20 protein-coding genes and 1 pseudogene are annotated in these 25,712 nt (G+C 69.3%); 10 read left to right on the top strand and 11 right to left on the bottom strand.

Features of this window, described 5'->3' with window-relative positions; all coding sequences use genetic code 11:
• The first annotated feature begins 19 nt into the window (after positions 1–19).
• From ACIBO2_RS32140 to ACIBO2_RS32115, 6 genes and pseudogenes are all read left to right on the top strand, one after another.
• Positions 20–358: a YciI family protein gene (locus ACIBO2_RS32140; protein ID WP_358549737.1), complete on the top strand. Its 339-nt coding sequence runs from the start codon at positions 20–22 to the stop codon at positions 356–358.
• Positions 355–1,668 (top strand): RNA polymerase sigma factor, encoded by a 1,314-nt coding sequence (locus ACIBO2_RS32135; protein ID WP_358549735.1) that lies wholly within the window; start codon positions 355–357, stop codon positions 1,666–1,668. Before ACIBO2_RS32140 ends, ACIBO2_RS32135 begins: the two co-directional genes overlap by 4 nt.
• A gap of 77 nt (positions 1,669–1,745) precedes the next feature.
• Positions 1,746–2,543, top strand: coding sequence for an alpha/beta hydrolase (locus ACIBO2_RS32130; RefSeq protein ID WP_358549733.1), 798 nt, complete (start codon positions 1,746–1,748; stop codon positions 2,541–2,543).
• Positions 2,544–2,703: 160 nt separating this feature from the next.
• Entirely contained in the window at positions 2,704–3,762 is a 1,059-nt protein-coding gene (locus ACIBO2_RS32125) for a winged helix DNA-binding domain-containing protein (protein WP_358549731.1), read from the top strand.
• A 73-nt stretch (positions 3,763–3,835) separates the two neighbouring features.
• A complete protein-coding gene (locus tag ACIBO2_RS32120) occupies positions 3,836–5,224 on the top strand; it encodes a serine hydrolase domain-containing protein (RefSeq protein WP_397301662.1) in 1,389 nt (462 codons plus the stop codon).
• A pseudogene (locus ACIBO2_RS32115) lies at positions 5,225–5,377 on the top strand (helix-turn-helix domain-containing protein); the annotation flags it as partial.
• Positions 5,378–5,401: 24 nt separating this feature from the next.
• Here ACIBO2_RS32115 and ACIBO2_RS32110 read toward each other — a convergent pair.
• Complete coding sequence (locus tag ACIBO2_RS32110) at positions 5,402–6,397, bottom strand: aldo/keto reductase (RefSeq protein ID WP_358549729.1); 996 nt, start codon at positions 6,395–6,397, stop codon at positions 5,402–5,404.
• 140 nt (positions 6,398–6,537) lie between these two features.
• Here ACIBO2_RS32110 and ACIBO2_RS32105 point away from each other — a divergent pair, with 140 nt between their 5' ends.
• Positions 6,538–7,398 (top strand): helix-turn-helix transcriptional regulator, encoded by an 861-nt coding sequence (locus ACIBO2_RS32105; RefSeq protein WP_358549727.1) that lies wholly within the window; start codon positions 6,538–6,540, stop codon positions 7,396–7,398.
• 74 nt (positions 7,399–7,472) lie between these two features.
• On the opposite strand, the gene ACIBO2_RS32100 is transcribed toward ACIBO2_RS32105, so the two are convergent.
• Both ACIBO2_RS32100 and ACIBO2_RS32095 read right to left on the bottom strand, forming a co-directional pair.
• A complete protein-coding gene (locus tag ACIBO2_RS32100; RefSeq protein WP_358549725.1) occupies positions 7,473–8,807 on the bottom strand; it encodes an FAD-binding oxidoreductase in 1,335 nt (444 codons plus the stop codon).
• Between the two features lie 90 nt (positions 8,808–8,897).
• The gene (locus tag ACIBO2_RS32095; protein ID WP_358549723.1) at positions 8,898–9,383 is read right to left on the bottom strand and encodes a carboxymuconolactone decarboxylase family protein; all 486 of its coding nucleotides are present in this window, start codon (positions 9,381–9,383) and stop codon (positions 8,898–8,900) included.
• Positions 9,384–9,580: 197 nt separating this feature from the next.
• On the opposite strand from ACIBO2_RS32095, the gene ACIBO2_RS32090 reads away from it, so the two are divergent.
• Positions 9,581–10,507: an RNA polymerase sigma-70 factor gene (locus ACIBO2_RS32090; protein ID WP_358549721.1), complete on the top strand. Its 927-nt coding sequence runs from the start codon at positions 9,581–9,583 to the stop codon at positions 10,505–10,507.
• A gap of 1,003 nt (positions 10,508–11,510) precedes the next feature.
• Here the strand turns inward: ACIBO2_RS32090 and ACIBO2_RS32085 are convergent.
• Genes ACIBO2_RS32085 through ACIBO2_RS32075 form a run of 3 tightly spaced genes read right to left on the bottom strand, consistent with a single transcriptional unit; the run spans position 11,511 to position 16,380 of the window.
• Positions 11,511–13,577 carry a hydantoinase/oxoprolinase family protein gene (locus ACIBO2_RS32085; RefSeq protein WP_358549719.1) on the bottom strand — a complete coding sequence of 689 codons (2,067 nt, stop codon included), beginning with the start codon at positions 13,575–13,577 and terminating at the stop codon, positions 11,511–11,513.
• Positions 13,574–15,250, bottom strand: a complete 1,677-nt coding sequence (locus tag ACIBO2_RS32080; RefSeq protein WP_358549717.1) for a hydantoinase B/oxoprolinase family protein — start codon at positions 15,248–15,250, stop codon at positions 13,574–13,576. The genes ACIBO2_RS32085 and ACIBO2_RS32080 overlap by 4 nt, the downstream gene beginning before the upstream one ends.
• Positions 15,247–16,380, bottom strand: coding sequence for a tartrate dehydrogenase (locus ACIBO2_RS32075; RefSeq protein WP_358549715.1), 1,134 nt, complete (start codon positions 16,378–16,380; stop codon positions 15,247–15,249). Before ACIBO2_RS32075 ends, ACIBO2_RS32080 begins: the two co-directional genes overlap by 4 nt.
• Positions 16,381–16,542: 162 nt before the next feature.
• Here ACIBO2_RS32075 and ACIBO2_RS32070 point away from each other — a divergent pair, with 162 nt between their 5' ends.
• Both ACIBO2_RS32070 and ACIBO2_RS32065 read left to right on the top strand, forming a co-directional pair.
• Positions 16,543–17,445, top strand: a complete 903-nt coding sequence (locus tag ACIBO2_RS32070; RefSeq protein ID WP_358549713.1) for a LysR substrate-binding domain-containing protein — start codon at positions 16,543–16,545, stop codon at positions 17,443–17,445.
• A 142-nt stretch (positions 17,446–17,587) separates the two neighbouring features.
• Entirely contained in the window at positions 17,588–18,961 is a 1,374-nt protein-coding gene (locus ACIBO2_RS32065) for an SLC13 family permease (protein ID WP_358549712.1), read from the top strand.
• A 33-nt stretch (positions 18,962–18,994) separates the two neighbouring features.
• On the opposite strand, the gene ACIBO2_RS32060 is transcribed toward ACIBO2_RS32065, so the two are convergent.
• The 5 genes from ACIBO2_RS32060 to ACIBO2_RS32040 all read right to left on the bottom strand — a co-directional run bounded on the left by ACIBO2_RS32060 (position 18,995) and on the right by ACIBO2_RS32040 (position 25,574).
• The gene (locus ACIBO2_RS32060) at positions 18,995–20,374 is read right to left on the bottom strand and encodes a DUF6351 family protein (RefSeq protein ID WP_358549710.1); all 1,380 of its coding nucleotides are present in this window, start codon (positions 20,372–20,374) and stop codon (positions 18,995–18,997) included.
• A 123-nt stretch (positions 20,375–20,497) separates the two neighbouring features.
• Positions 20,498–21,484 carry an alpha/beta hydrolase gene (locus ACIBO2_RS32055; RefSeq protein ID WP_358549708.1) on the bottom strand — a complete coding sequence of 329 codons (987 nt, stop codon included), beginning with the start codon at positions 21,482–21,484 and terminating at the stop codon, positions 20,498–20,500.
• A 157-nt stretch (positions 21,485–21,641) separates the two neighbouring features.
• Positions 21,642–22,721, bottom strand: a complete 1,080-nt coding sequence (locus tag ACIBO2_RS32050; protein ID WP_358549706.1) for an ABC transporter ATP-binding protein — start codon at positions 22,719–22,721, stop codon at positions 21,642–21,644.
• Positions 22,714–24,390 carry an iron ABC transporter permease gene (locus ACIBO2_RS32045; RefSeq protein ID WP_358549704.1) on the bottom strand — a complete coding sequence of 559 codons (1,677 nt, stop codon included), beginning with the start codon at positions 24,388–24,390 and terminating at the stop codon, positions 22,714–22,716. Before ACIBO2_RS32045 ends, ACIBO2_RS32050 begins: the two co-directional genes overlap by 8 nt.
• Positions 24,391–24,461: 71 nt before the next feature.
• On the bottom strand, positions 24,462–25,574 hold the full coding sequence (locus ACIBO2_RS32040) for an extracellular solute-binding protein (RefSeq protein ID WP_358549702.1): 1,113 nt from the start codon (positions 25,572–25,574) through the stop codon (positions 24,462–24,464).
• Between the last annotated feature and the right edge of the window lie 138 nt (positions 25,575–25,712).

Here is a 25,712-nt window from a genome sequence, read left to right as displayed (position 1 = left end):
GCCATCCCGAGGAGGACCGGTGCGTTACGTGCTGATGTTGTGCAGCGACGTGTCCGACGAGACCGTCGCCGGGCAGGATCCGGACATGGTCGGCTGCGGCGGCTGGACCGAGGACATGGAGCGCCGCGGGATCCTGCGCGGCGCGGTGGGCCTGCGGCCCAGCAGCGACGCGACGACGTTGCGCGTACGCCGTGATGAGGTGTTGCTGACCGACGGCCCGTTCGCCGAGACGAAGGACCAGATCGGCGGGTTCAGTGTGATCGACTGCGCCGACCTCGACGAGGCCATCGAGCTGGCCGCCGCCCACCCGTGGGCGCGCGTGGGACAGATCGAGATCCGGCCGGTCTGGCAACCGTGACAGGCACAGATCGCGACCAGGCCGATCCGGCGACCGCGACGGGCACAGATCGCGACCAGGCCATTCTGGCGACCGTGACCGACCAGGTCACCGGCGCGGTCGCGACCGCGTTCCGGCAGGAGTGGGGGCAGGTCGTCGCCACGCTCATCCGGATGACCGGCGACTGGGACCTGGCCGAGGAGTGCGCGCAGGACGCCTTCGCCGCGGCGCTCGAACGGTGGCCGCGTGACGGAGTGCCGCGGCGGCCGGGCGCGTGGCTGACCACGACGGCCCGCAACCGCGCGCTCGACCGGCTGCGCCGCGACGCCGTCGGGGCCGAGAAGCTGCGGCAGCTGGCCCTGCTCGACACCCAGGACGGTGAGGGGGATGGCGACGAGAGCGGGGTGGGTGATGACCGGCTGCGGTTGATGTTCACCTGCTGCCATCCCGCGCTCGCTCTGGAGGCGCAGGTGGCGCTGACCCTGCGTACGCTGGCGGGGCTGACGACGGCCGAGATCGCGCGGGCGTTCCTGGTCACGGAGCAGACGATGTCCAGGCGCCTGGTCAGGGCCAAGTCGAAGATCCGCAACGCGGGCATCCCCTACCGGGTGCCACCCGCCCACCTGCTGCCCGAGCGTACGACGGCCGTGCTGGGCGTGGTGTACCTGCTGTTCAACGAGGGATATTCGGCCAGCGCGGGCGCCGATCTGGTGCGGCGCAATCTGTGCGGCGAGGCGATCCGCCTGGCCAGGGTGCTGGCGCGGCTGATGCCCGGGGAGCCGGAGATAGGCGGGCTGCTGGCGCTGATGCTGCTGCACGACGCCCGGCGGGCCACCCGGGTGGACGCCGCCGGTGTGCTGGTGACCCTCGAACACCAGGACCGCGGCCGCTGGGACACCGGCGAGATCGCGGAGGGCGCCGAGATCCTGGAGCGGGCGCTGCTCGAAGGCCGTCCCGGTGCTTACCAGGTGCAGGCGGCCATCGCGGCCTGCCACGCCACCGCGGCCAAGGCCGCCGACACCGACTGGGCGCAGATCGTCGCCCTGTACGACCGGCTCGCCCAACTTGTCCCCTCACCGGTGGTACGCCTAAACCGGGCGGTGGCCGTGGGCATGGCCGATGGCCCCCTGGCCGGGCTGGCGCTGGTGGACGGTTTGGCGGAGTCGGGCGAGCTGGACGGCTACCACCTGCTGCCGGCGACGCGCGCCGACCTGCTGCGACGTCTGGGACGCGACGGCGAGGCGGCCGATGCCTACCGGCAGGCGCTCGACCTGGCCGCCAACGACTCCGAACGCCGCTACCTGGCCGGACGGCTGGCCGAGGTCAGCTGAGGGGAGGCGGGTGTCGGTTCCGGCTTGTCCCGTTCGTCGGTGAGGCGAGATGGCCGGCAAGGGAAAGAAGGAATCTCATGCACACCGTGCTCTCAGCCGACGGCACCCGCATCGCGTACGAGCGGTCGGGCAGTGGCCCGGCGCTCGTCCATGTGACCGGCGCGCTCTGCGACCGCTCGACGGGTGCGCCGCTGGCCGCGCTGCTGGCGCCGTACTTCACCGTCTTCGCCTATGACCGGCGCGGGCGGGGAGACAGCGGCGACATGGGGCCGTACCAGGTCGACCGCGAGGTGGAGGACCTGGCAGCGGTCATCGCCGAGGCCGGTGGGGAGGGGGCGGTGTACGGCATGTCCTCGGGGGCGGCGCTGGCGCTGCGGGCGGCCGCCCAGGGAGTGGCGATCACCAGGCTGGCGCTGTTCGAGCCGCCCTACAGTCCCGACGACGCGGACCGGCTGGCGCGGGCCCGCACCTACGAGACCGAGCTGACCGAGTTGCTGAACGCGGGGCGGCATGGGGACGCGGTCGCGCTGTTCATGACCACGGTGGGGCTGCCGGCGGAGCTGATCGGCCAGATGCGGGGGGCGCCGATGTGGCCCGCGCTGGAGGCACTGGCGCCCACCCTCGCCTACGACGCGGCCGTCATGGGCAACGGCTCCACAGGCGGCGCGTTGCCCGTGGAGCTGGCGGCCAAGGTGGGCGTGCCCGTCCTGGTGACCGACGGCGGGGCCAGTCCGGTGTGGATGCGCGACATGGCGCGGCGCCTGGCCGCCGCGCTTCCGGAGGGGCGGCACCGCACGCTGGAGGGTCAGACGCACGATGTGGATCCGCAGGTGCTCGCCCCGGTGCTGCGGGAGTTCCTCAGCGATGCCACCTGACGGCCGCCCGTCGGGCAGCAGGCGCGTCGGCGCGTGGGTAGCAGGCAGGTCGGCGCGTCGACCTCGACAGGACTCATCGTGGCAGGGCTGAGCATCGATCCAGTACCGGCCCACCATATGATCGCCTGATGCTCAAGGACCTGCCGGGCGGGATGGCCCGATGATCACTGCCAGGGAGCTCAACCGGGCCACGCTGGCCAGGCAGCTGCTGCTCCAGCGGCACACGATGCCGGCACTACAGGCGGTGGAGCACCTGGTCGGCCTGCAGGCGCAGGCGCCGTTCCCGCCGTACTTCGGGCTCTGGTCGCGCCTTGCGGGGTTCCGGCCGGAGGAGCTGGCGGGGCTGCTGACCGGGCGTGAGGCGGTGCGGATCGTGCTCATGCGCGGCACCGTCCACCTGGTCAGCGCCGCCGACTGCTTGACGTTACGGCCGCTGACGCAGCCGCTGCTCGCCAAATACCTGAACAGCGCGTACGGCCGGCAGCTGGCGAGCCTGGACCTGGCGGCGGTCGTCGAGGCGGGCCGCGAGGCGCTGACCGGCGCACCCCTGACCGCGGCCAAGCTCGGAACGCTGCTGGCCGGGCACTTCCCCGGCACGAACGCCGCCGACCTGGCGCACGTCATGCGCATGCTGGCGCCGCTGGTCCAGGTACCGCCCAGGGCGGTGTGGGGCAAGGCCGGGCAGACCGCGTACGCGACGGCCGAAGCGTGGCTGGGCCGTGAGCTGCACCCCGCCCCGTCGCTGGAGGATCTGGTGGTGCGCTATCTGGCCGCGTTCGGGCCCGCGACCGTGGCCGACGTACAGGCGTGGTCGGGGCTGACCGGGCTGCGCGAGGTGGTCGAACGGCTGCGTCCACGGCTGGTCGAGCTGGACAAGGGGCTGTTCGACCTGCCGGACGCGCCCCGGCCGGGCCCGGAGGTGGAGGCGCCGGTGCGGCTGCTGGCGCCGTTCGACAACGTGCTGCTCAGCCATGCCGACCGCACGCGGATCATCTCCGACGAATACCGCAAGCGCGTCATCACCATCAACGGGCAGGTGCTCGGGACGGTCCTCGTCGACGGGTTCGTGCGAGGGGTGTGGAAGCGGGACAAGCGGGTGGTGAGCGTCGAGATGTTCGCGCCGGTCTCGCCGGGACAGGCCCAGGAGATCCGGGAGGAGGCGGCCAGGCTGCTCTCCTTCGCCGAACCGGGCCAGGCCGGCGAGGTCAGAGGGATCTGATGGCGGTTTTCCGCAAGGGATGGTGAGGGTTTCCGCGATGTGCCGCGGCGGGCGTGGTCCCTAGCGTTGACGGGTGCTCTTGAACACTCTCGCGGCGCTCTACCTGGCCGTACTTCCCATACTTCCCGCCCCGCCAACCCCCGCCTCGATCGACGGGTTCATCGCCCAATATCGTGAAGCGACCGGATTGCCGGGTGTAGCGGTGGTGGTCACCAAGGGGACGCAGGTCGTCCATGCCGCGGGCTATGGCCGGACCGCTACAGGCGAGCCCGTGACCGCCGACACCCCCATGGCGCTCGCGTCGCTCAGCAAGTCCTTCACCTCGCTGGCCGTCCTGCAACTGGTGGAGAAAGGCCGGGTCGAGCTCGACAAGCCGGTTCGCGGTTACCTGCCCGAGTTCCAGATGGCCGATCCCCGGGCGGCCGACATCACGGTGCGCCAGCTGCTCAACCAGACGTCGGGCATGGCCGACTCGGCCTTCCACGAGAAGAGCCTGCCCCAGCCCGACACGCTCCAGGGTTCGGTGCGCCGGCTCAAAGACGCGCGGCTCGCCTCGAAGCCGGGCACCGCCTACAGCTACCACAACACCAACTACCAGGTCGCCGCCCGGCTGGTCGAGGTGGTGAGCGGCGAGCCGTTCGCGGGCTACCTCAAGAAGCACGTGTTCACGCCGCTCGGCATGCGCGACAGCAGCACGATCGACACCGATCGGGACCTGCCGGGCAGCGCCCGGGGTCACCTCTATCTCCTCGGCCAGGCGGTCGCCGTGCCGGAGCCGCGCGGGTTCGGCAACGGCTCCGGCGGCGTGCTCAGCAGCGCCAACGACATGGCCCGCTGGCTGATCGCCCAGAACGGCGACGGCGGCATCCTGTCTCCCGCGAGTATCAAGGAGATGCGCACGCCCTCGGCTCAGAACCCGGACTACGCCCTCGGCTGGGAGCTCGACCGGACCGCGGGCGGCACTCCCGTCGTACGCCACGGCGGCGACCTGTTCACCTCCACCGCCCAGCAACTGCTGATGCCCGGCTCCGGTTACGGCGTGGCGGTCATGGCCAACACCGGCATGGCCTTCGCCGACAGCGCCGCGCTCATGGACGGCCTGGTCGCCCTGATCGAGGGCCGGCGGCCGGAGGCGCCCTCCTCTCCCTTCCTGGCCACCGACCTGGTGTTCACGCTGCTGACGCTGGTGACCGTCGCGCTGGCGGTGCGCGGCGTAGCCCGCTCCCGGCGCTGGGCCGCCCGCCGGACGGGCTGGCAGCGATGGCGGCTGCTGCCGTACTTGCTCCCGCTCCTCCTGTGTACGGCCATCGCCCCGGTCTTCCGGGTGCTCGCCCGAGGCAGCGACATTTCCTGGATCCAGGTGGTCTACCTCTACCCGACGTTCATGATCTGGCTGGTGACGGCCGCGGCGGCGGGGACGGCGCTGGTGGCCGCGCGCCTCTGGAGGGGCGCGACCAAGTAGACCGAGCTGTCGCACCGGGTCCAGTTCACCGTCGTCAACCTGTCGATCCTGAAGAACGGCCACGCCAAGGCGATCCGCTTCTCCACACTCATGCGCCTGTGCGACGCGCTCGACTGCCGGCCGGGCGAACTGATCACCTACGAGCGGTCGTAGCCCGGCCCTGCCGCGGAGCCGGACTCAGTTGCCCACGCCGAGGTGGGACATGAACGCCGACGGGTATCGGTCGCCGCGCGCCGCGCCCAGCGGCACCGCCTTCTCGATCTCGGCGAGTTCGTCCGCGGTGAGGTTCACCTCCATCGCGGGCAGCGCCTCGGCCAGCCGCTCGCGGGTACGGGCGCCGACCAGCGGCACGATGTCCTCGCCCTGCGCGGCCACCCAGGCGATGGCCAGCTGGGCGACGGTGCGGCCCTTCGCCTCGGCGACCCGGCGCAGGGCCTCCACGAGGAGGAGGTTGTGTTCCACGTTCCCGCTGGAGAAGCGCGGGTTGAAGCCGCGGCTGTCGCCGGGGCCGGCGGTGTGGCCGGCCGTCCAGTGCCCGGAGATGAGGCCGCGGGCGAGGATGCCGTACGCGGTCAGGCCGATGCCGAGCTCCCGCAGTGTGGGCAGCACGTCCGCCTCCACCGCGCGGGAGATCAGCGAGTACTCGATCTGCAGGTCGGCGATCGGGTGCACGGCGTGCGCCCGGCGGATCGTCGCCGCGTCGACCTCTGAGAGCCCGATGTGGCGCACGTATCCGGCGTCGATCATCTCCTTGATCGCGCCTACCGTCTCCTCGATCGGCACCGCCGGGTCCAGCCGGGCCGGACGGTAGATGTCGATGTGGTCGGTGCCCAGCCGGGTCAGCGAGTAGGCCAGGAAGTTCTTCACCGCCTCGGGACGGCAGTCATGCCCGCCGAACTCCGAGCCCGGCCCCCGCAGCATGCCGAACTTGACGCTCAGCGCGTAGCTGTCGCGATCCCGGCCGCGCAGCGCCTCGGCCAGTAGCGACTCGTTGTGGCCCATGGCGTAGAAGTCGGCGGTGTCGATCAGTGTGACGCCGCTGTCCAGCGCGGCGTGCACGGTGGCGATGCTCTCCGCGCGGTCGGACGTGCCGTAGGCGCCCGACATGCCCAGCCCGCCCAGGCCCAGCGCGGAAACGGCCGGTCCGGTGCGGCCCAGGGTTCGCATCTGCATGACGTACTCCCTTGTCGTCGAGGTCGTCCTTTACGTCGGCCCCAACCTTGGCCTCAGACCGGGACGGGCGGGAGCGGAGCGTTCATCGTGGGAGAGCCGCTCCCTGGCTCGGCTCGCCCGCCGTGAGAGACCATGAGGTCATGCAACGTGAGCAGCTCGCCGACTTCCTGCGCCGCCGCCGCGAGGCGATCCGCCCGGCCGAGGTGGGTCTCGCCGACGGCCCTCGCCGCCGCACCGTCGGCCTGCGCCGGGAGGAGGTGGCGATGCTCGCCGGCATGTCGGTGGACTATGTCGTACGCCTTGAGCAGGGCCGCAGCAGTCAGCCCTCGAGCCAGCTGCTCGGCGCGCTGGCCCGGGCGTTGCGCTTGTCCGACGACGAGCGCGACCACCTGTTCCACCTGGCCGGCCACCGGCCCCCGCCCGCCGACGGGGTGGCCCGCCTGGCCCGCGCCGGGCTGATGCGCATGCTCGACCTGCTCGGCGACACCCCGGCCCTGGTGCTGTCGGACCTGGGCGAGGTCCTTGCCCAGAACCGGGCGGACGTCCTGCTGATGGGCGAGCACACCGGCTTCTCCGGCGACCGGCGCTACGTCGCATACCGCTGGTTCACCGAGTCCGCCGCGCGCGCCGTTTGCCCGCCCGAGGAGCAGGAGCATCACTCCCGCCAGCTCGTGGCCGACCTGCGCGCGACCGCCGGCCGCCGCTCCGGCGATCCCACGGTCGCCGGGCTCCTCGACCGTTTGCGGGCCGCGAGCGCCGACTTCCGGCGGCTCTGGGCCGAACACGAGGTGGCGGTCCGGCGCGCCGACCGCAAGACCATGCTGCACCCGAGGGTGGGCCGCCTGGTGATGGACTGCGAGACCCTGGTCACTCCCGATCAGGGGCAGGAGCTGCTGGTGCTCACCCCGGCGGACGCCGAGACCGGCGAACGGCTGGAGCTGCTGCGAGTGCTCGGTATCGAAGAGTTCCCCACGAGGGCAACGGGCACGCCCGCACGGTGAGGTGGCCGCGCCATGGCGATGCGGCTCTCGACTTCACACCCCCGCCACCCGCTCACCGTGTCTCTGGCGCAGGGCTATTGAGGCCGGACATTGTGGTTGCGGGCGAACAGATTGCCGGGGTCGTACTGACGCTTGACCGCCGCGAGCCGCTCGTAGGTCCGCGTCGGATAGATCGCGGCGACATCCTCCTCGGTGGCAGCGGTGAGGAAGTTGGCGTAGGCGCCGTTGACGTGAGGTGCGAGTCTCGCCCAAACCGCGTCTAGAGCAGGACGCGCGGCCTCGATGACCGGCTGCGGCCCCAGGATGGTGGTCACGACCATCAACTCCGCCTGACGATGCGCGTAGGCGGTGGCATCGTCGGGGACTCGGGACACCGCACCGCCGACGCTGCGAACGGCGATGAACGGCGACCCCTGCGCCGCCCCGACCTCGACGAGCATCCGAAGGACCTCGGGCACCGACGCCTGGTCGACGAACGCGTTTCGGGTCACCAGCTGGATGCCCGGCGGCGGCGTGGCGCCGTCCACGAGCGCGTCCGCGTACGGTCTCAACGCGACATCGTCGCCGATGACCGTGCCGAGCCGCCGGATCGGGTCGATGGCCCGCGCCGCGAGCTCCGGGTCATCGCCGTCGAAGGCGAGGCGGATCTCGAGCGGCGCTTCGGGCCCGCCCGCGAAGGGATTGGCGAACTCCGCCACGGAGGTGAGCTCTTCGGGGGCGGTGCGCAGGTGCTCCGCCCAGCCCTGGAGCACGGTGGCCGCCTCCGACGCCGGGAAGCTGATCTTGCCGTAGAAGATGTCCGTCGTCGGGTGGGCCGCGAACTCGAAGGCGGTCACGATCCCGAAATTGCCGCCGCCACCGCGAATCGCCCAGAACAGCTCCGGGTTCTCCTCCTCGCTCGCCTGGACGATCTGTCCGCCGGCCGTGACGACCTCGGCGGTGACCAGGTTGTCCAGCGCGAGGCCGTACTTCCTGACCTTCCAGCCGATGCCACCGCTCAGCGTCAGCCCACCGACGCCGACGCCCTTGGTGTCGCCCGAGGAGATCGCCAGGCCGTGCGGGGCCAGGGCGGCCACGACCTGACCCCAGGTGGCGCCGCCGCCGATCCGTACGAGGTGCCGTTCCTTGTCGATGACCTCGACGTCCGCGAGCTTGCCGAGGTCGATCACGACGCCGTCGTCGAGGGTGCCGAAGCCCGCGAAGCTGTGGCCGCCGCCTCGTACGGACAGCGAAAGCCCCGCGCCGGCGGCGAATCTGACACCCGCTTGGACGTCCTCGACGCTCTCGGGCCGCAGAACGTAGGCCGGGCTGCCGGAGGCCAATATCGAGCGGCTGGCCGATGGGTACTCGGCCGCGCCCGGTTCGATGATGTCGCCGCCGAAGTCACGGCGAAGGGTTTCAAGACTCATGACATTCCTTCAGAGATAGTCGCCCCCGGAAGGGGGCGGTGGCCGGCCCGGGTGGAGGGGATCCCGGGCCGGCGGGGATCGGTCTGCCGGTCAGTTCGCCATGCCGTCGAACATGCCGGGCTGGTAGGAGCCCCCCGGGTTGCGCACGATCACGTTGAGCCGGTTGTTGGCGTTGATCATGGCGATCAGGGAGACCAGCGCGACGATCTGGTCGTCGTCGTAGTGCTTGCGCACCTGGGCCCAGGTGTCGTCGGACACGCCGTGGTGGGCGTCGGCGAGCCGGGTACCCTCCTCGGTGAGCGCCAGCGCGGCCTGCTCGGCCTCGGTGAACACGGTGGACTCGCGCCAGGCGGCGACCAGGTGGAGCCGGACCGCGCTCTCCCCGGCGGCCGTGGCGTCCTTGGTGTGGTAGTCGACGCAGAAACCGCAGCCGTTGATCTGGCTGGCGCGCAGCATCACCAGGTCCTGGGTGGTCTGGGGGAGCGGCGACTGCTGGATCGCCAGGGCGACGTTGTAGATCCGCTTGGCGATCTTGGCGCCGAGCTCGTTGGCCATCAGATCCATACGCTGTTCCATGATGTGGTCCTCATTCGTGGTGGCGCGGGCCGCGTCGATCGTTGGCGCGGCGTCCTGGCGAACAAGAGATCCCGGCGACCCGATCCTTGTGACAGCGCGGCGATGTGACGTGCATCACCGATCCCGGGTGTCACAAAGCGGTGGGGACCGGGATCTCATGCGTGGCACGGTCGAGAACGAACAGGCAGGAACCAGCGATGAGCGAACGCAACGAGAAACCGGCGGACACGGCAGGGCCCCTCGCTCGTGACAGCCACGTGGACCCCGCCACCGAGGCGTTCCTCACCCACCGCAACCTGCTCTTCACGGTCGCCTACGAGATGCTAGGTTCGGCCGCCGACGCCGAGGACGTCCTGCAGGAGACGTGGCTGCTGTGGGCGGGCGTCGACCTCGGCACGGTACGGGAACAGCGCGCCTACCTGGTCCGGATCACCACCCGGCAGGCGCTGAAACGGCTGCGTACGCTCGGCCGCCGCAAGGAGTCCTACGTCGGCCCCTGGCTGCCCGAGCCGCTGCTGACCGCGCCCGACGTCGCCGAGGACGTCGAACTGGCCGACAGCGTCTCGACGGCGATGCTGCTGGTGCTGGAGACGCTTCAGCCGACCGAGCGGGCGGTGTTCGTCCTGCGCGAGGTGTTCGATCTGGACTACGACGAGATCGCCGACGCCGTCGGCAAGAGCCCGGCCGCGGTACGCCAGATCGCCCACCGGGCACGGGGACACGTCGCCGCACGCCGGCCACGCGACATCGTCTCCCCGACCGAGACCCGAGCCGCGATCAAGGCGTTCCAGAGGGCGATCGAAACGGGCGATCTGCAGCGCCTGCTCGACATCCTCGCGCCGGACGTCGTCCTGCTGACAGATGGCGGCGGACTCAGGCAGGCCGCGCTGGCGCCCGTCGTGGGGGCCGGCCAGGTGGCCCACGTGCTGGGCAACCTCACCCCTGTGGCGTTGCTGCAGCCGGCCCAGGTCAACGGCCACCCGGCACTGATCGTCCGGCTCGACGGCGTGATCGACACCGTCGTGACGGTACGCGTCGACGGCGGCCTCATCACCGGGCTCTACGCCGTGCGCAATCCCGAGAAGCTGTCGCACATGGAGTGGGAGACCACGGTGAGCCGCTGAGCCGGTCGTACTCAGACCATCCATAATGAGACATTCACATCTCATAATGAGTCGCGCGCGACTGATAACTGTGGACCATGGCGAGTAAGTGTTAGCCAACTAGCAATTACGTCGCGGCACACGGATGTGAACGGAGGACGGGGGAGCGGGCCCGCGAGGGCACCGCACCCCTGACGATCTATTCGAGCGATCTGGTTGACCGAGTTCGGGGCTCCGTCGGTGCTGGTCGCCGGTGAGGCCCCTGATCCGGAGCGCCCGGCGACGGTCAGGTTCTGGTGGAGGTCGAAGCGGCGAGCGTGCTGTTCGCGGAGACGCAGGTGCGGGCCGGACGCCCGCCGGTCTCCGGCTTCCGCAGCAGCTCGCCGCGGTCCATCCGGCGGCGGGCGGCATTGCCAGCGCCGACCTCGTCATCCAGGCCACGATGACCGAGGTGAGCCCGCTCGCCACAGTCATCGCCAGGTACGCGACGATGTGCAGCGGGGCCGACCGCCAGATCAGCGCGGCCATCCGGGACGCGGTGCTCACACCAATGCCGGCAGGCGGGAGAAGTCCGGCGCCGCCGCGATCACCTGGCCGTCAGCGACCACGCAAGCCGCGGGGAACGCGCTCACCCCGAATGCTTTGCACACCGGTCCATCGGCCGGATCCCGTACCACCCTTGCACGGAACGTGTATCTCGGTAGATCATTTAGGCCGTCACCGTCAACTCAGACCCCAACGCGACGGAGCGGTCGCTCGCCTCGGTCTTCGGCCTGCCCTGCACCGGCTCCCAGCCCAGCTGGGTGATATGCCAATGCACCCCGGCGGTCCGGCGGACAGGTCGACGTCCTTCCAGCGCAGCCCGACTGGCTCGCCCCGGCGCAGCCCGCGCAGCCGATAGAGAGCGGACAGCCGGTGCGTGGAATCTTGGTCGTGCGCACCCCGCGAATCGCTGAAGCCCGTCGCCGACGCACGGCGAGTGGACCCGCCGCCTCAGCGGTGAGTCTCGCCGGCGACCGTACGGTCACAAGTCGACCTCGATGAACAGGGTCAGGTCGCTGTCGACGGTGATGCGGCAGTCCGGGCCGAAAGAGGACGAGGACTCCCGCTCCTCGAATACCGCCGGTCCCTGGATCTGTGTGCCGGGCCGCAATGCGTACCGGTCCCACACCACAGCGTCCAGTGGGCCGTGCCCGGGGAAGTTCACCAGGCGTGTGCCGCGGATCGGTTCATCGGCGGTCGGTGCCGTGTGCAGGGGCACCTCGGGGGTGGGCAGCCGCATCGACAGCCGCCAATTCACGACCTCGACCTGTCCTGGGAGACTGCGCCCGAACACGTCCCGATACGCCGTCTCGAACGCCGTCCGGATGGCCTCCACCTGTGCCGGGCCGAGCTCGCCCGAGGGCAGCTCGACCTCGATCTCGGATCCCTGACCGAGGTATCGCATGTCGGCGGTGCGCCGGAGCCGCACCTCCGCCCGGTCCTGTGGCCGCAGAACCTCCTTGGCGTGACTGGTCATCTCGTCGTAGAGGGCCGCCACCCCGTCCCAGTCGACCTCTGTCAAGGGTGAGGGCAGGCTGCGCACCTCGTCCACGGCCGGGGCGGCGACCAGGAAGCCGTATGCCGACATGACACCGGCGCGCATCGGTACTACGATCCGCCGGATCTTCAGAGCCTTCGCCAATCCATAGGCATGGACCGGACCCGCACCCCCAAAGGCGAGCAGCGCGAAATCGGCAGGATCCTTGCCCTGCTCGGAGAGGTGCATCCGAGCCGCAGCCGCCATGGACTGGGTCACGACCTCGACAATGCCCTCGGCGGCGGTCATCGTGTCCAGGCCGAGCGGGTCGGCGACGTCGTGGTCGACCGCCTTATGGACCTCGGACACGAGCAGCCGCATTTCGCCGCCCAGGAAGGTGGCCGGGTCGAGGTACCCCAGCACGAGGTCGGCGTCCGTAACCGTGGGGCGCTCTCCGCCCCGGCCGTAGGCGACCGGCCCGGGGACCGAACCGGCACTGCGCGGGCCCACCTTGAGCAGCCCCAGCTGATCGAGAGCGGCGATCGAGCCGCCGCCCGAGCCGACCTCGATCATGTCCACGACGGTGAGCCTGACCGGGAGGCCAGACCCCGGCTTGAACTTGTCGACCCGGCCGGCTTCGAAGTCGTGCTTGACCCGCGCTCGTCCGTCCTGAACTACAGCGATCTTGGCCGTGGTCCCGCCCATGTCGAAAGAGACGACGTCGCCGATGCCCGCTCGCCTCGCCACGGAGGCCGCGGCGATCACTCCCGCCGCCGGTCCTGACTCGAGCAGCCGCACCGGGAACTGTTTCGCGTCCTCCAGGGTGGTGATCCCGCCGCTGGAAAGCACGATCCGCAGTGGTGCGGCGATCCCCATCGCTGAGAGGTCGTGGCGCAGGTCGTCGAGGTAGCGGGACATCAGCGGCTGGACGTAGGCGTTCAGGCACGCCGTGCCGGCCCGTTCGAGTTCGCCGATGACGGGCGCGACGGCACTGGAGATGGTGACCGGCAGATCGGGGTACGCCGCGCTCAACAGATCTCGTACGCGGAGCTCGTGGCCGGGGTTGCGGTAGGAGTGCAAGAGGGCCACGGCCAACGCCTCGACGCCGTGTTCGAGCAGGTCGGCGACGTGCTCGAACACGGCGTCCTCGTCGATCGCCTCGAGTTCGGTGCCGTCAGCGGCCAGGCGGCCGCGGATGCCGCGGCGCAGGTGGCGGGGGACGAGCGGGGCTGCCGGCCGCGCGAGGAGGTCGGTCGTGTCGAACCTGATCTCGCGGCCCATCTCGAGCGAGTCGCTGAAGCCCGCAGTGGCCAGGAGACCCACGACGGCACCGGTGCGCTCGAGAAGGGTGTTGGTCACCAGGGTCGTACCATGCACGATTCCGGCGACGTCGGCTGGTCGCGTGCCTGTTTCGTCCAACAGCAGGGCGATGCCGGCCTTGATGGCTTCATTGGGGGCGTGGGGGGTCGTGGGCAACTTGCCCGGGTGCGTCAGTCCCCGGTCCGGGTCGTGCAGGAACAGGTCGGTGAACGTGCCGCCCACGTCGACGCCGATCCTCACCGAGCCGCTCACGGATGGGCCTCCTCACCGGTCACGGCGGCAGTCGAGCCGTCCGTGCCGTTCGCCGGAACTGGGTGCGTGTAGCCGGCGGCCTCGTCCGCCAACCGGAGCTCGGGTTCGCGCTCCTCAGGGTTTCCGAACCCCCCTCCGCCCGCGAACGAGATCACCACCGAGGCGCCGGGCGCGAGCTGTGAGACCGACTTCAACGGGACGCGTTCACCCGTGTCCAAGACGGCCTGGGCCGGTGCGCCCGGTTTCCCGCCGGCCATTCCGAGCGCGGGATGGCGCTCCCGGTCACCGAGGAGGACCATCTGGACCGGCCGGTCGGTCGGGTTGTGCACCTCGATGTCCTGGCCCAACCCGCCACGTCGACGGCCTTGCCCTCCCGATCCGGGGCGAAGCTCCTTGCGGACGAAACGGAGTGGCGAGGAGACCTCGAGCGCCTCGATTCCGCCTACGCCGGAATTGGTGGGGAAGGCGGTGGTCGAAAGCCCGTCGGCCGAGTTGGATGCGCCCATTCCGGCGTTGGCGAAGAGCATCAGCCCGAACGGGCGACCGCTGTCGTCATGGCCGGCGAACCGAACCCGAAGCGCCGGCGCGCCACCGCTGTCGGCGATGACCCGGTCCGGCAGCACCGGTGCGAGTGCCTGGTAGATCGCGCACGAGAGGAGGTGTCCGGTGAGGTGGCGAGCCAGGACGGGCGCCGGGAATCTCGGGTTGACGATCGTCCCTTCGGGCGCGATGACCCGGATCGACCGGTAGGAGCCCCAATTCGTGCGGGTCGCCGGGTCGAGAAGGATCTTCAGGGGGTACATCGAGTAGGCGCGGGTGTAGTTGAGGGTCGAGTTGGTCGCGAACGGCACCTGCTGGGAGCTGCCGGCGTAGTCGATCACGACCTCGTCCCCTCGGACCTCGACGGCGCACTGGAGGTGGGTCGGATGCCCCTCAGCTCCGTCCGCGTCGATCGAGGAGCGGTAGACGCCGTCCGGGAGAGCGGCGATCGCTCTGCGCATCGCGGTATCGGTCATGGCGTGAACCGCGGTGGCGAAGTCGTCGAAGTCGGTCTCGTCGAAGTCCTCCAGAAACTCCTGGGCACGTCGACGGCACACGGCATGTGCCGCGACCTGTGCCTCGAGGTCGCCCCAGACCTGGTCGGAGAGTCGGACGTTGGCCAGGAGCAGGTCCTTGACGCCCTGTTCGACCTCGCCGGCGCGGAACAGGCGCAGGGGTGGGATCAGGATCCCCTCCGCCAGCAGGTCGGTCGCCCCGAGGGTCGCCACGCCTCCGATGTCCGGCGAGTGGGCCGCCGTGCCGGCGAAACCGACGAGCGAGCCCCGATGGAAGACCGGTGTGATCATGGCGATGTCGGGAAGGTGCCCGGTGGCGATCCACGGGTCGTTCGTGATGACGCAGTCGCCGTCCTGCCACGACTCGATCGGGAACCGTCGCAGCACAAGGTGGGTGAGCGAGCTCATCAGCGCGGCGAACGCCGGGATACCCGCTCGTGACTCGGCGATGGTGCGGCCCCCGCGGTCCATCAGCACGACCGTGTAGTCGTTCGACTCCCGGATGATGGTCGAGAAGGCGGTGCGGAGCATGGTCGAGGCGGCTTCGTCCGTGGCTGCGGCCAGGCGGTCCCACCGCACCTCGAGACCGATCGGGTCCAGGGCAGATCTCCCGGTCACTGGGCACTCCTGCCGGCCGTCAGGTCCTGCTCACCGGTGGGGCCCTGCTGGACCTCGACGCCGATCTGCCTCGCGATGGCCGATCCCAGTGCCGCCGTGGTCGCGTTCCCGCCGAGGTCGGGCGTGAGCACATCACGCTCCCGCTCCAGAACGGACTCGATGGCGGCGATGATGCCGGCCGCCGCCGCGGCCTCACCCAGATGCTCCAGCATCATCGCTCCGCTCCAGATCTGCCCGACCGGGTTGGCGATGCCGCGCCCCGCGATGTCGGGAGCTGACCCATGTACGGGCTCGAACAAGCTCGGATGGTTCCGTTCAGGGTTGATGTTCGCACTCGGAGCTATCCCGATCGTGCCCGTGCAGGCCGGCCCCAGGTCAGAGAGGATGTCACCGAACAGGTTGCTCGCGACGACGACGTCGTACCGATCGGGCTGCAGTACGAACTTGGCCGCCAGGATGTCGATGTGGTCCTTGTCCGCGCTCACCTGCGGGTAACGCAGCGCCATTTCGCTCGCCCGCTCGTCCCAGTAGGGCATGGATATCGAGATCCCGTTGCTCTTGGTCGCCCAGGTCAGGCGTCTGCGCGGTCGTACGCCGGCGAGCTCGAAGGCGTAGCGCAGCACCCGGTCGACGCCGATGCGGGTCATCACGGTTTCCTGCAGCACGGTCTCACGCTGCGTGCCCTCGAAGATCCGCCCACCGATGCTGGAGTACTCACCCTCGGTGTTCTCGCGCACCACGTAGAAGTCGATGTCTCCCGGAGGGTAGTCGCGCAGTGGACTGCGCACTCCCCGCAGTAAGCGGACCGGACGCAGATTGACGTACTGGTCGAACCCGCGTCGCATCTGCAGAAGACTTCCCCACAGTGACACGTGGTCGGGAACGACCTCGGGCCACCCGACGGCGCCGAAGAAGATCGCGTCAAAGCCACCCAGTACACCGCGCCAGTCCTTCGGCATCATCTCCCCATGTCGCACCCAGTAGTCGGCGCTGGCGAAATCGAACTCATCGACGTCGAGCGCGAAACCGTACGCGTCGGCCGCGGCGCGCAGGCACCGCAGTCCTTCGGGAACGACCTCCCGGCCTATACCGTCCCCGGGCACGGCGGCGATGCGGTAACGCTGTGGCACGGCTGCGGCTCCTCGCTCGACTTGTGGGCACGCCGGTCTGCCCGGCGGGCTTGTGCGGCTCTCCACTCTGGGCTTCGGTTGAGGCCCCCCACAACAGTCATCCGGGCAACTTATGCTTTCCGCAATAGAAAGCATCTCGCGTAGCTCGGGGACCGCATGAAAATGTCCATCGATGACTTGCAGTTCTTCCAAGTCCTGGCAGCCAGCGAGACGCTCACGGCCGCATCGCGCCAGCTCGGCTGCTCGCTGCCCGTTACCAGTAAGCGGCTGAGCGCACTGGAGAGGCGCCTCGACGTCCGTCTCGTCCAGCGAGGCACCCGCCGGCTGGTACTGACTTCTGAGGGTGCCCTGTACGCGAGCAGACTGGACTCGATCCTCGACCAGCTCCGCGAGCTCGAGGACCTCGTGACCGATCGCTCCGGGGAGCTGCGCGGGACCCTGGTCGTCCAGGCGACCCTCGGTCTCGGCCGAGCACACGTGGCTCCGCTGCTGGCGGAGTTCGCGGCGTCGCATCCTCAGCTGCAGGTGCAGCTGAACACCTCGGCGCTACCTCTCCGCCCGCACCGGCGAATGTTCGACGTGGCCGTTCACGTCGGAAGTCCGCCGGACTCCTCGCTGCGGATGCGCCGACTGGCCGAGAACCGCCGCGTGCCGTGCGCGGCGCCGTCGTACCTGGACCGACGCGGCGCGCCCACAGGCATCGAGGATCTCGCCCAGCACGACTGCATCGTGCTGCGCGAGAACGAGGGGGACTACGCGCTCTGGCGGTTCGGTGATGTCAGCGATCCGCGACACGTGCGGGTGCATGGCTCCCTGTCCAGTAACGACGGAGACGTCGTGACCAACTGGGCCTTGGAAGGCCGTGGCGTGATCATGCGTTCCGAATGGCACGTTCGTCCCCATATCGAGCGCGGTGAGCTGGTCCGCGTGCTCCCTCACATCCCTACGCCCGCGGCCGACATCTACGCCTTGATCGAGGACGACGGACACGTCCCCCGCCGCGTAACCGAGCTGATCGAGCACCTCGCCGCCCGCATGCCTGGACGGCTGGTCCGATCAGCCTGATGCGACTGTTTCCAGATCAGAAAGGTTAGGTTGCCAGGCTTCACCATTCACGTCGGTCGGCCGCTCGCCTATGTTTCGCCTAAGTTTCGTGACGCCTGAGACACCGGACGGCTCACGATGCTCAGAGCGCGAAGGAACCGACATGATCGAAGCCGCCTCCATTGTCAGCCTGCTACTGGTCTTCGCCATCGCGACGATGCTGCCCATCAACATGGGGGCGCTCGCCCTCACCGCGGCGTTCATCCTCGGCGCGGCCTCCGGCCTCTCCAGCGAGGACGTCTTCGCCCTCTTCCCAGGGCAGGTGTTCGTGCTCGTCGTGGGCATCACGCTGCTGTTCGGCATCGCCCGCGTGAACGGCACCATGGCATTATTCCTCAGAGCCTCGCTACGCCTCGTGGGACAGCGACGCTGGGCCGTGCCCTGGCTGGTCTTCCTCGTCGCCGGGATCCTGATGTCCTTCGGCTTCGTCTTCGCCGTGGGAATTCTCGCGCCGATGGCGATGTCGCTGGCGAGTAGGTTCAGGATTCGCCCGCTCCTCATGGCCATGATGGTCAGTCACGGAGCGCTCGCCGCGTCTCTGTCCCCTGTGACCGTCTACGCCGCGTTCACCCGGCAGGCCGCCGACAAGGCCGGGATCGATGTGGGCTCGGCAACGATGTTCGTCACGTGCTTCCTGGCCAACCTCGCCTTCGCCGTCGCCGTCTACCTGGCCTGGGGCCGCGAGCTCTGGACCCCGCTACCTCAGACCGCGCCGGACAGCGGCAAGAGCGCCACACCGCTGGGCGGCCGAACCGAAAGTGCGCCTGGCGTTGGCACGGGGACGGGAACCCAGACCGAAACCGAGGTCGTCGTCGATGCGGCCCCCTCCCCAGCCGCGATCAAGGCGCCGGCCGTCGCAGGCCTCGGCCTCGACGCCGCGAAGGACGGCATCACTCCCGTCCGCGTACTCACCCTCCTGTCCATCGTGGGACTCATCATCGGTGCGGCCCTTGGAGTGGATGTCGGCGTGATGGCATTGGCCGAAGCGGCGGTGCTTCTTCTTCTGTCCCCCCACAAGCACTCCGACGGGTTCAAGGACATCGGATGGAACGTCATCCTCCTCATCTGCGGGATGCTGACGCTCATGGCCGTGCTGACCGCCAACGGCACCGTCGACTTCGTTGCCAACGCCGCTGCGGATCTGTCCATGCCTGGCTTGGCGATCCTGCTGATCCTGCTGATCGCGGCGCTCCTCTCTGCGGTCGGATCGTCGGTTGCCACGATCGGCATCGCGTTGCCGCTGGCAATTCCGCTGCTTCACGACGGCGCGCTGTCGGCTGCCGGAGTCATCATCGCCATCAGCACCTGTTCACTCATCGTCGATGTGAGCCCGTTTTCCACGAACGGGGCGCTGATGCTGGCGAACGCGCAGGTCGAGAATCGGCGGCAGTTCCAGAACCGGATGCTCGCGTACACCGCCGTAGTGTGCGTGGCCGCCCCACTTCCGCTCTGGGCGATCCTGGAGGCCTTCAGCTAGGAAATCCCGCTTATGGAATCCCTCGGTGCGCTCTCAAGGAGCGATACCCACGCCGTCGATCCGGCTCCAGGCACGCTCCTGCGCGGCGGTCATCGCGGGCCAGCGCAGGCCGCCAGGTCGGGGCCGGACCTGGGCGGCGTACGGCGCGGGGCGGAACTCCGGGTCGTAGAAGCATCCGCTGCCGTAGGTGCTGTCGAACGTGCCGCAGGAACGTGCGATCGAGCGCGGAGAGGGCTTTCGACCGGAACGCACCCATGTGTCGAGCGCGGAGAGGGAGTTGGCGTACTCGGAGTTGCTCAGTTCACTGTGCTCGGACTCCTTCGTGAACGTCTGGACGAGATTCCCGTCCTGGCCGGCGCCCTGGAGAGTGGCGCGGTAGGCCGCCTCGTGTTCCACGAAGACCTGCGGGTCGTCGATCGCGTGCAGGGTGAGGACCGGCAGGGATACCCGGCCGGTGAGGTCGCTGTCGTAGGACAGGTCACGGTGTGCGGTGGGGTCGGCCGAGAATCGAGCCACACCTGCGTTGAGTGCTTTGTCATCGTGCGAACCGTCGTACCGCACACCTCGATTGCTGAACGGATTACGGCCGTCGAGCCGCTTGAACACGATGTCCTGGAACAGGTAGGTCGCGTACAGCAGATCCGTTTTCAGGGACCTTTCCGGAATGCGGGTGACGGCGAGGATGTCATCGAGATTGCGCTGTTGCCGCGCAGTCCGGTCAGCGAAGTCGGAGTCGATGCCGGTGCACTCCTGCAAGCGGGCATGGACCTCGGTGGGTGTCATGGTGGAGTCGGCGGGGAGCCCCTGCCACAGCGGGTACTGCGGCTCCGTCGGACGCGGGAGGTTGCGGCAGTAGTACTGGTAGACCACTCGCAGATCCACGCGGTGGTCGTAGCCGCGCGAGCCGCCGGTCAGGTTGCCGCTGGTCAGCAGCATCCCGTCGTAGGCGCCGCGCTTCCTGCCGTAGGTCTCGGCGACCTTGGCCGCGACATTGCCACCCCAGGACTGGCCGTGGAGGTAGGTGCGAGCCGGTCGGCCGAAACGGTCTGCGAACAGGCGGCGCACGTTCTCGGTGTCGGCGGCGGCCATCCTGACCCCGTAGCCGCCGCGTCGGTAGGAGGAGCCGACCCAGGCATATCCCTGGTCGACCATCACCGCCCAGCGCGCCAGGTCCTCGGTCGGGCTGGAGGCGTTGTAGGAGAAGTCGGGTCCGCCGTGGGCGTGCACGACGAGAGAGCCGTTCCAGCTCTTCGGGACGGCCATCGTGTAGTAAGCGCCGTTGGCGTCCTGGCCGGTGTAACAGGTGGCCTTCTCGGCCAGGCTGGACGGGCAGGGCGTAGCCGTGGGCTGCGTGGTACGTGCTTCGGAGGAGGGTGTGTTGCCGAGCGTGCCCACGAGAGCGGCGGCGAGCATTGCCGTGAATACCGCCGGACGGCATCGGCGGGTATTGAACCGCCAGGAACGATGTGCGGGCGCATCAGAGGTTTTCAAGAAGTTACTCCTTCAAATGTGCTTGGTGCGATCTACGCGTCGAGCTCAGATGGAGGCATGCGCGAACAGCCTCCTGCGAAGGGCGCTGTGCCGGTATGAACGAACCCGCACGCTCAACTCGGCTTCGGGCGCGATGTTCTCACCCCCGTGAATGCCGCCAGGGTAGACGTGCAATTCGACCGGAACTCCGGCCCACATGAGCCTTTGAGCGAAGTCCATGGCCTCGTCCCGGAACAAGTCGAGGTCGCCGATGTCGACATACAGGGGCGGAAACCCCGTGAGGTCGTCAGCGCGCGCCGGCGCCGCGTAGGGCGATACCCGGTCGGTTCCGAAGTCCCTGCCCAGGAACGCCTGCCAGGTCTGGAGATTCGCCTCGCGACTCCAGGCGCCAAATCCGGTGTTGGTGCGATTCGAGGGTGTCGAGGGACGGTCATCCAACATCGGGGAGACGAGCATCAGGTAGGCGATCTCGGGTCCGCCGCGGTCGCGGGCGAGCAGGGCGGTGGCCGCCGCCAGGCAGCCGCCTGCGCTCGGTCCGTAAAGAGCGAGGCGGTGAGGATCGATCCGTAGCTCCTGCCGGCTCTCCGCGATCCAAAGGAGAGCGGCGAAGCAGTCGTCGACCGCGGCGGGATACGGGTTCTCGGGCGCGAGACGATACTCCACCGAGACGACGACGCAGCCGGTTGCCCGCGCGAGCTCGACGGCCTTCGCATCGTCACCGTCAATACTCCCGGCGACCATCCCGCCGCCGTGGATGTAGCAGATGCACGGTGCCGGTGTGGGGCTGCCGGCGGGCCGGTAAACCCGCACCTGAACGGCTGGACGCGAGTCCGTGTCCGCCCGGATCGAGTAGTCGCGCACATCGACGTCTTGCGGTGCGGCGGCTCTCGGACGAAGGGCGGTGAGTTCAGCCTGCCTCCGCCGCCGCTCCGCGATGTCCTCGATGCCGCTCAGCCCTTGGGGGCCCACGATGCTGAGATACTGGTCGAGGCGGGCCCGCACCTGCGGGTCTATGCGATCTCTGATGTCCATGTCCGCGTGTTCCCATTGGTGATCGGCCCTGTCAGGCCTCCGAATACCACCCGTGCGGGCGTACGGGCACACCGCCTTGAACCGTCCCTCGATCTCCGTCGGCGCGATGTACTTGGCGCCGCTCCCAGCGGCATCTCTCTCCAGCACGGTGTTCGCGTCAGGCGGGTCCGAAGACGCGGATCGCCTCCGGCGGGAGCTCGACGATCAGCTCGGAGCCGTGCTCGACGGGGGCCAGGGTCCGTACCACCAGCTCGCGCTCTCCGAGATCGGTCACGTATCGGTAGTGGTCGCCGAGGAAGGCCCGTGAGCGGACCTTCACCGTGACGACATTGACCGCGTCTGCCGGAGCGCCGCTGGGCGGGTGCACCACGACGCGCTCCGGGCGGACGGTCAGCCGCACATCGCCATCGAGACCCGCACCGACCGGAGCGACGAGCGGCAGGCCCAGGCCGTCCAGCCACACCTGCGCGGCGCCGTCCACGCCCGGCGCCGCTCGCCCCGGCAGTACGTTCACGGTCCCCACGAAGTCGGCGACGAACACATCGGCGGGCTCCTGATAGATCTCCTCCGGGGTGCCGATCTGCCGGACCCGGCCCTGGTCCATGACCATGACGCGGTCGCTCATCGACAGCGCCTCGTCCTGGTCGTGCGTCACGAAGACGGTGGTGACGCCGATCCGCTGCTGCAGGGCACGCAGCCACTCCCGGGCGCGCTCCCGCAGTTTGGCGTCCAGGTTGGAGAACGGCTCGTCCAGCAGGAGCAGGTCGGGCGGGTGTGCCAGCGCGCGGGCCAGTGCCACGCGCTGCTGCTGCCCGCCGCTGAGCTCGTGCGGGTAGCGGTGCTCCAGGTGGTCCAGTTCCACGAGCTCGAGCACCTCCCGGACCCGGGCCGCCCGGGCCGGGCGCTTCTGCTTGCGGAGCTTGAGCGGGTAGGCGACGTTGTCGTGCACCGACAGGTGCGGCCACACGGCGTAGGACTGGAACACCACGCCGCAGTTGCGGCGCTCGGGTGGCACGTCTGTCCGGCCGCCGTCGAACACCACCCGGTCACCGAAGTTGATGGTCCCACGGTCAGGCGAGTGCAGACCGGCGATCGACCACAGGGTCGTCGACTTGCCGCAACCGCTGGGGCCGAGCAGCGTGAACAGCTCACCGTCCCGCACGTGCAGGTCGAGATCGTGGAGCACGACGTTGGCCCCGAAGCTTTTGGCGACCTTGGTCAGTGTGAGATCAGGCATGTGCCCGCACCCCCAGGAAGATTCGTCCGGCGCCGAGCACCGCGAGCGTGATGACCATCTGGATCACCCCGAAGGCGGCGACGGCGCCGCCGGTGCTCGTCGCCGCGAGTTGCAGCATGGTCAGCCCCATGACCGGTGTCCGGTCGGTGACGAGGAAAACGGCGGGGTCGGCGTCGTTGAGCATCGACACGAACAGCAGAACGAAGCAAGCGGCCATAGCGGGGGCGCTCAGGCGGAGCGCGACGCTCACCGAGGCCTGCCACCAGGTGGCCCCGGACGTACGGGCGGCGCGGTCGAGGTCCTCCCCGATCGCGGCCAGCGCCGGGTAGAACACGCCATAGCCGAGCGCGAGGCTGCGCACGGCGAACGCGAGTCCGATCCCCCACAGGCTGCCGCGCACGGCGCCGCTCGGGTCGAGGATCGCGAACGACCAGAAGAACGCCATGCCCGTCACGAGTCCGGGCATCATCCGGGGCCACACCACCGACTGTTGCAGCGATCCGCGGAACCGGAAGGTGGAGCGGTGGGCGACCATCGAGACGACGGCGATGGCCGCCGTCGCCAGCAGCGCGCCCACACCGGCGATGAGCAGGCTGTTCACGATCGATTCCGACCAGATCGGATGCTCGGCGATGGCCGTGAAGTTGTCTGTGGTCAGTACGGACCACGGCGTGACGTACGGGGTGAGGATGGTGGTGAAGGCCGACATCCCGACGCCGGCCAGCGGGACGACGACGAGCGCTCCCAGCAGAGTGGCGAGCACGGCCGCCGCCGGCCACCGGACCGTTCCGAGGTTCACCACCCGAGTCGCGGTGGCCTTCCCGGTGACCGTCGTGTACCGGGAGGCGTCTCCGACGAGCCGGTTGCGCAGGACGAGGAGCCCGGAGACGCAGATGAGCAGGAAGACCGCGCCGGCGGACACGAGCCCCTGGTTCGGTGGTGTCGCGTTGATCCAGTTGTCGTACAGATAGGTAGAAACGAACGTGATGTTGTTGGAGAATCCCAAAATCAGCGGCAGGCCCAGCACCTCGAAGGAGATCGCGAAGACGAGGAGCGCGGAGTTGAGGACGGCCGGCCGCAGCAAGGGCACGGTCACCGAGACCAGCGCCCGCAGTGGGCGTGCGCCCGCGCTGCGCGCCGCGTCCTCCAAGGCGGGGTCGATGGCGAGCACGGTGGTGCGGCAGAACAGGAACACGGTCGGCGCCGCCACGCTGGTCGCCACCAGCGCCATGCCCGGCACGGTGTACAGGTCGACCGGGAACGGGAGCACCGTGTTGATCTCGAGCCAGGAACTGACGTACCCCGACGGCGCCCACATCGCCATCCAGCCGACGATGAGCACGAGTCCGGGGAGCATCACCGGAAGGATGAGGACACCGGCGAAGAGCCGGCGGAACGGCACGTTGGTACGGGTCAGGAGCACGGCCGCACCGACGCCGAACAGCACGGACGACACCGTCGTCAGGGCCGCGAAGGCAGCGCTGTCGCCGACCGCGCCCCACCAGGCCGAGTCCGTCAAGAGGTCGCGGAAGTTGCCGAGCGTGAGGTGACCGCCGGATCGGTAGAGCGGGGTCGACCACAGCGACGCGAGGACTATCGGCGCCACGGGGCCGACGACCACGACCAGGGTCACGGCCCAGATCAGGTAGTGACTGGCGGTCGTCGGCACGGACGAACGCCGCAGTGGGCCGGTGCGGCCGGACCCCGGAGCCGCGCCTGACCTCGGTTCGGACGTGACCGTCATCGGCCGAAGGCCTTGTTGAAGCGGGCGACGATCCAGTCGTGCTCGTCGGCGAGCTTCGGCGAGTAGCTTCTGATGATCACGTTCTCCGCACCGACCAGGGCCTTGATCTGGGGCAGGCCGAAGTCGCACTTCACCCCGTCGCGGTAGGGCGTGAAACCGCCCTGGCAGGCGACTTCCTGCCCCTCGACCGACAGCAGCCAGTTGACGAAGACCTTGGCCGCGTTCGGGTGCTTCGCCTTGGCGGTCACCCCGACGCCGCGCGGTAGCAAGGGCGTCCCGTCCTTGAGGAAGCTGTAGTTCACGACCTTGGCGACGTCACCGGTGATGAACGCCCGGACGCTGCCGGCGACGAAGAACTCCGCCGCGTACTGGCCCTGGGCAAGCTTGGTCACCAGGGGGCCGTTGCTCGCCTCCACCGCGGAGTGGCGGCCGATCTTCTCCAGCGTGCCCCACCCGGCCTCGCCGTGCTTGTCGAGGTAGGCGCTGGTGGCTCCGAACTGGATGACGTTGCTGATGTCGGTCGTCGCGATCTTCCCGTCGAGCTGCTGGGCCATCGCCGCCAGCGCCGCCATCGTGGTGGGCTGCTTCGCTTCGGGGAGCAACGCCTTGTTGAACACCGCGACGACCGGATCCACCGAGACGGAGTAGACGCCGGGGCCGAGCACCGCGTGGTCGGGCAGGTTCGGCGTGTTGGGATCGGTGTAGTCCTCGACGTTGCCGTCGCGGATGAAGGACAGCCAGCCCACCGCGTCGCTATTCATGATCATGTCGGCCGACGGGGCCCCCGACGCCACCTCGGTCTCGTAACGCTGGAACATCTCCGAGGTGCCCAGCGTGAGGCTCCGGAGCGTGATACCGGGATACGCCTTCTCGAAACCCTTTACGAGCGGTGCCATCTGCTGGTCTTCGGCGTTGGTGTAGAGCAGCACCTCACGCTCGGCGCGCGCCGCCTTGAGGGTGGCCTCGTCCACAGGAGTGACCGCCGAGGCCTGTCCGACGTCCGCCGTCGCCGTGGGCGTGGTGGAGGCGGTTTTACCGGCCGAGCTGCCGCACCCGGCGAGAGTCAGGGCGGTGGCGAGCGCGAGGGGCAGGAATGCGGTCCTTCTCATGGTGTTCCTCGGTGTTTCGACGGCGGCGTCGCCGGGCCGGACTCGGAGGGCCGTGCGAACCGCTGGTCACGGTCGACGCACTGCGACACTCGTCATCTTGTGAATGCTATGGCAAAACTGTCAAGAGTTGCAGAGCGC

Origin of the sequence: Nonomuraea sp. NPDC050022 (genome assembly GCF_044460705.1) — a bacterium.
GTDB lineage: Bacteria > Actinomycetota > Actinomycetes > Streptosporangiales > Streptosporangiaceae > Nonomuraea.
The sequence above is the reverse complement of the archived record's forward strand: the minus strand, read 5'-3'. Positions and strand labels throughout refer to the sequence as shown.

Coding starts and splice junctions, on each gene's coding strand:
- ACIBO2_RS32130 (WP_358549733.1), top strand. CDS start 1,746: ATGCACACCGTGCTCTCAGCCGACGGCACCCGCATCGCGTACGAGCGG.
- ACIBO2_RS32125 (WP_358549731.1), top strand. CDS start 2,704: ATGATCACTGCCAGGGAGCTCAACCGGGCCACGCTGGCCAGGCAGCTG.
- ACIBO2_RS32110 (WP_358549729.1), bottom strand. CDS start 6,397: ATGCAGATGCGAACCCTGGGCCGCACCGGACCGGCCGTTTCCGCGCTG.
- ACIBO2_RS32105 (WP_358549727.1), top strand. CDS start 6,538: ATGCAACGTGAGCAGCTCGCCGACTTCCTGCGCCGCCGCCGCGAGGCG.
- ACIBO2_RS32100 (WP_358549725.1), bottom strand. CDS start 8,807: ATGAGTCTTGAAACCCTTCGCCGTGACTTCGGCGGCGACATCATCGAA.
- ACIBO2_RS32095 (WP_358549723.1), bottom strand. CDS start 9,383: ATGGAACAGCGTATGGATCTGATGGCCAACGAGCTCGGCGCCAAGATC.
- ACIBO2_RS32090 (WP_358549721.1), top strand. CDS start 9,581: ATGAGCGAACGCAACGAGAAACCGGCGGACACGGCAGGGCCCCTCGCT.
- ACIBO2_RS32070 (WP_358549713.1), top strand. CDS start 16,543: ATGTCCATCGATGACTTGCAGTTCTTCCAAGTCCTGGCAGCCAGCGAG.
- ACIBO2_RS32065 (WP_358549712.1), top strand. CDS start 17,588: ATGATCGAAGCCGCCTCCATTGTCAGCCTGCTACTGGTCTTCGCCATC.
- ACIBO2_RS32060 (WP_358549710.1), bottom strand. CDS start 20,374: ATGCTCGCCGCCGCTCTCGTGGGCACGCTCGGCAACACACCCTCCTCC.
- ACIBO2_RS32055 (WP_358549708.1), bottom strand. CDS start 21,484: ATGGACATCAGAGATCGCATAGACCCGCAGGTGCGGGCCCGCCTCGAC.
- ACIBO2_RS32050 (WP_358549706.1), bottom strand. CDS start 22,721: ATGCCTGATCTCACACTGACCAAGGTCGCCAAAAGCTTCGGGGCCAAC.
- ACIBO2_RS32040 (WP_358549702.1), bottom strand. CDS start 25,574: ATGAGAAGGACCGCATTCCTGCCCCTCGCGCTCGCCACCGCCCTGACT.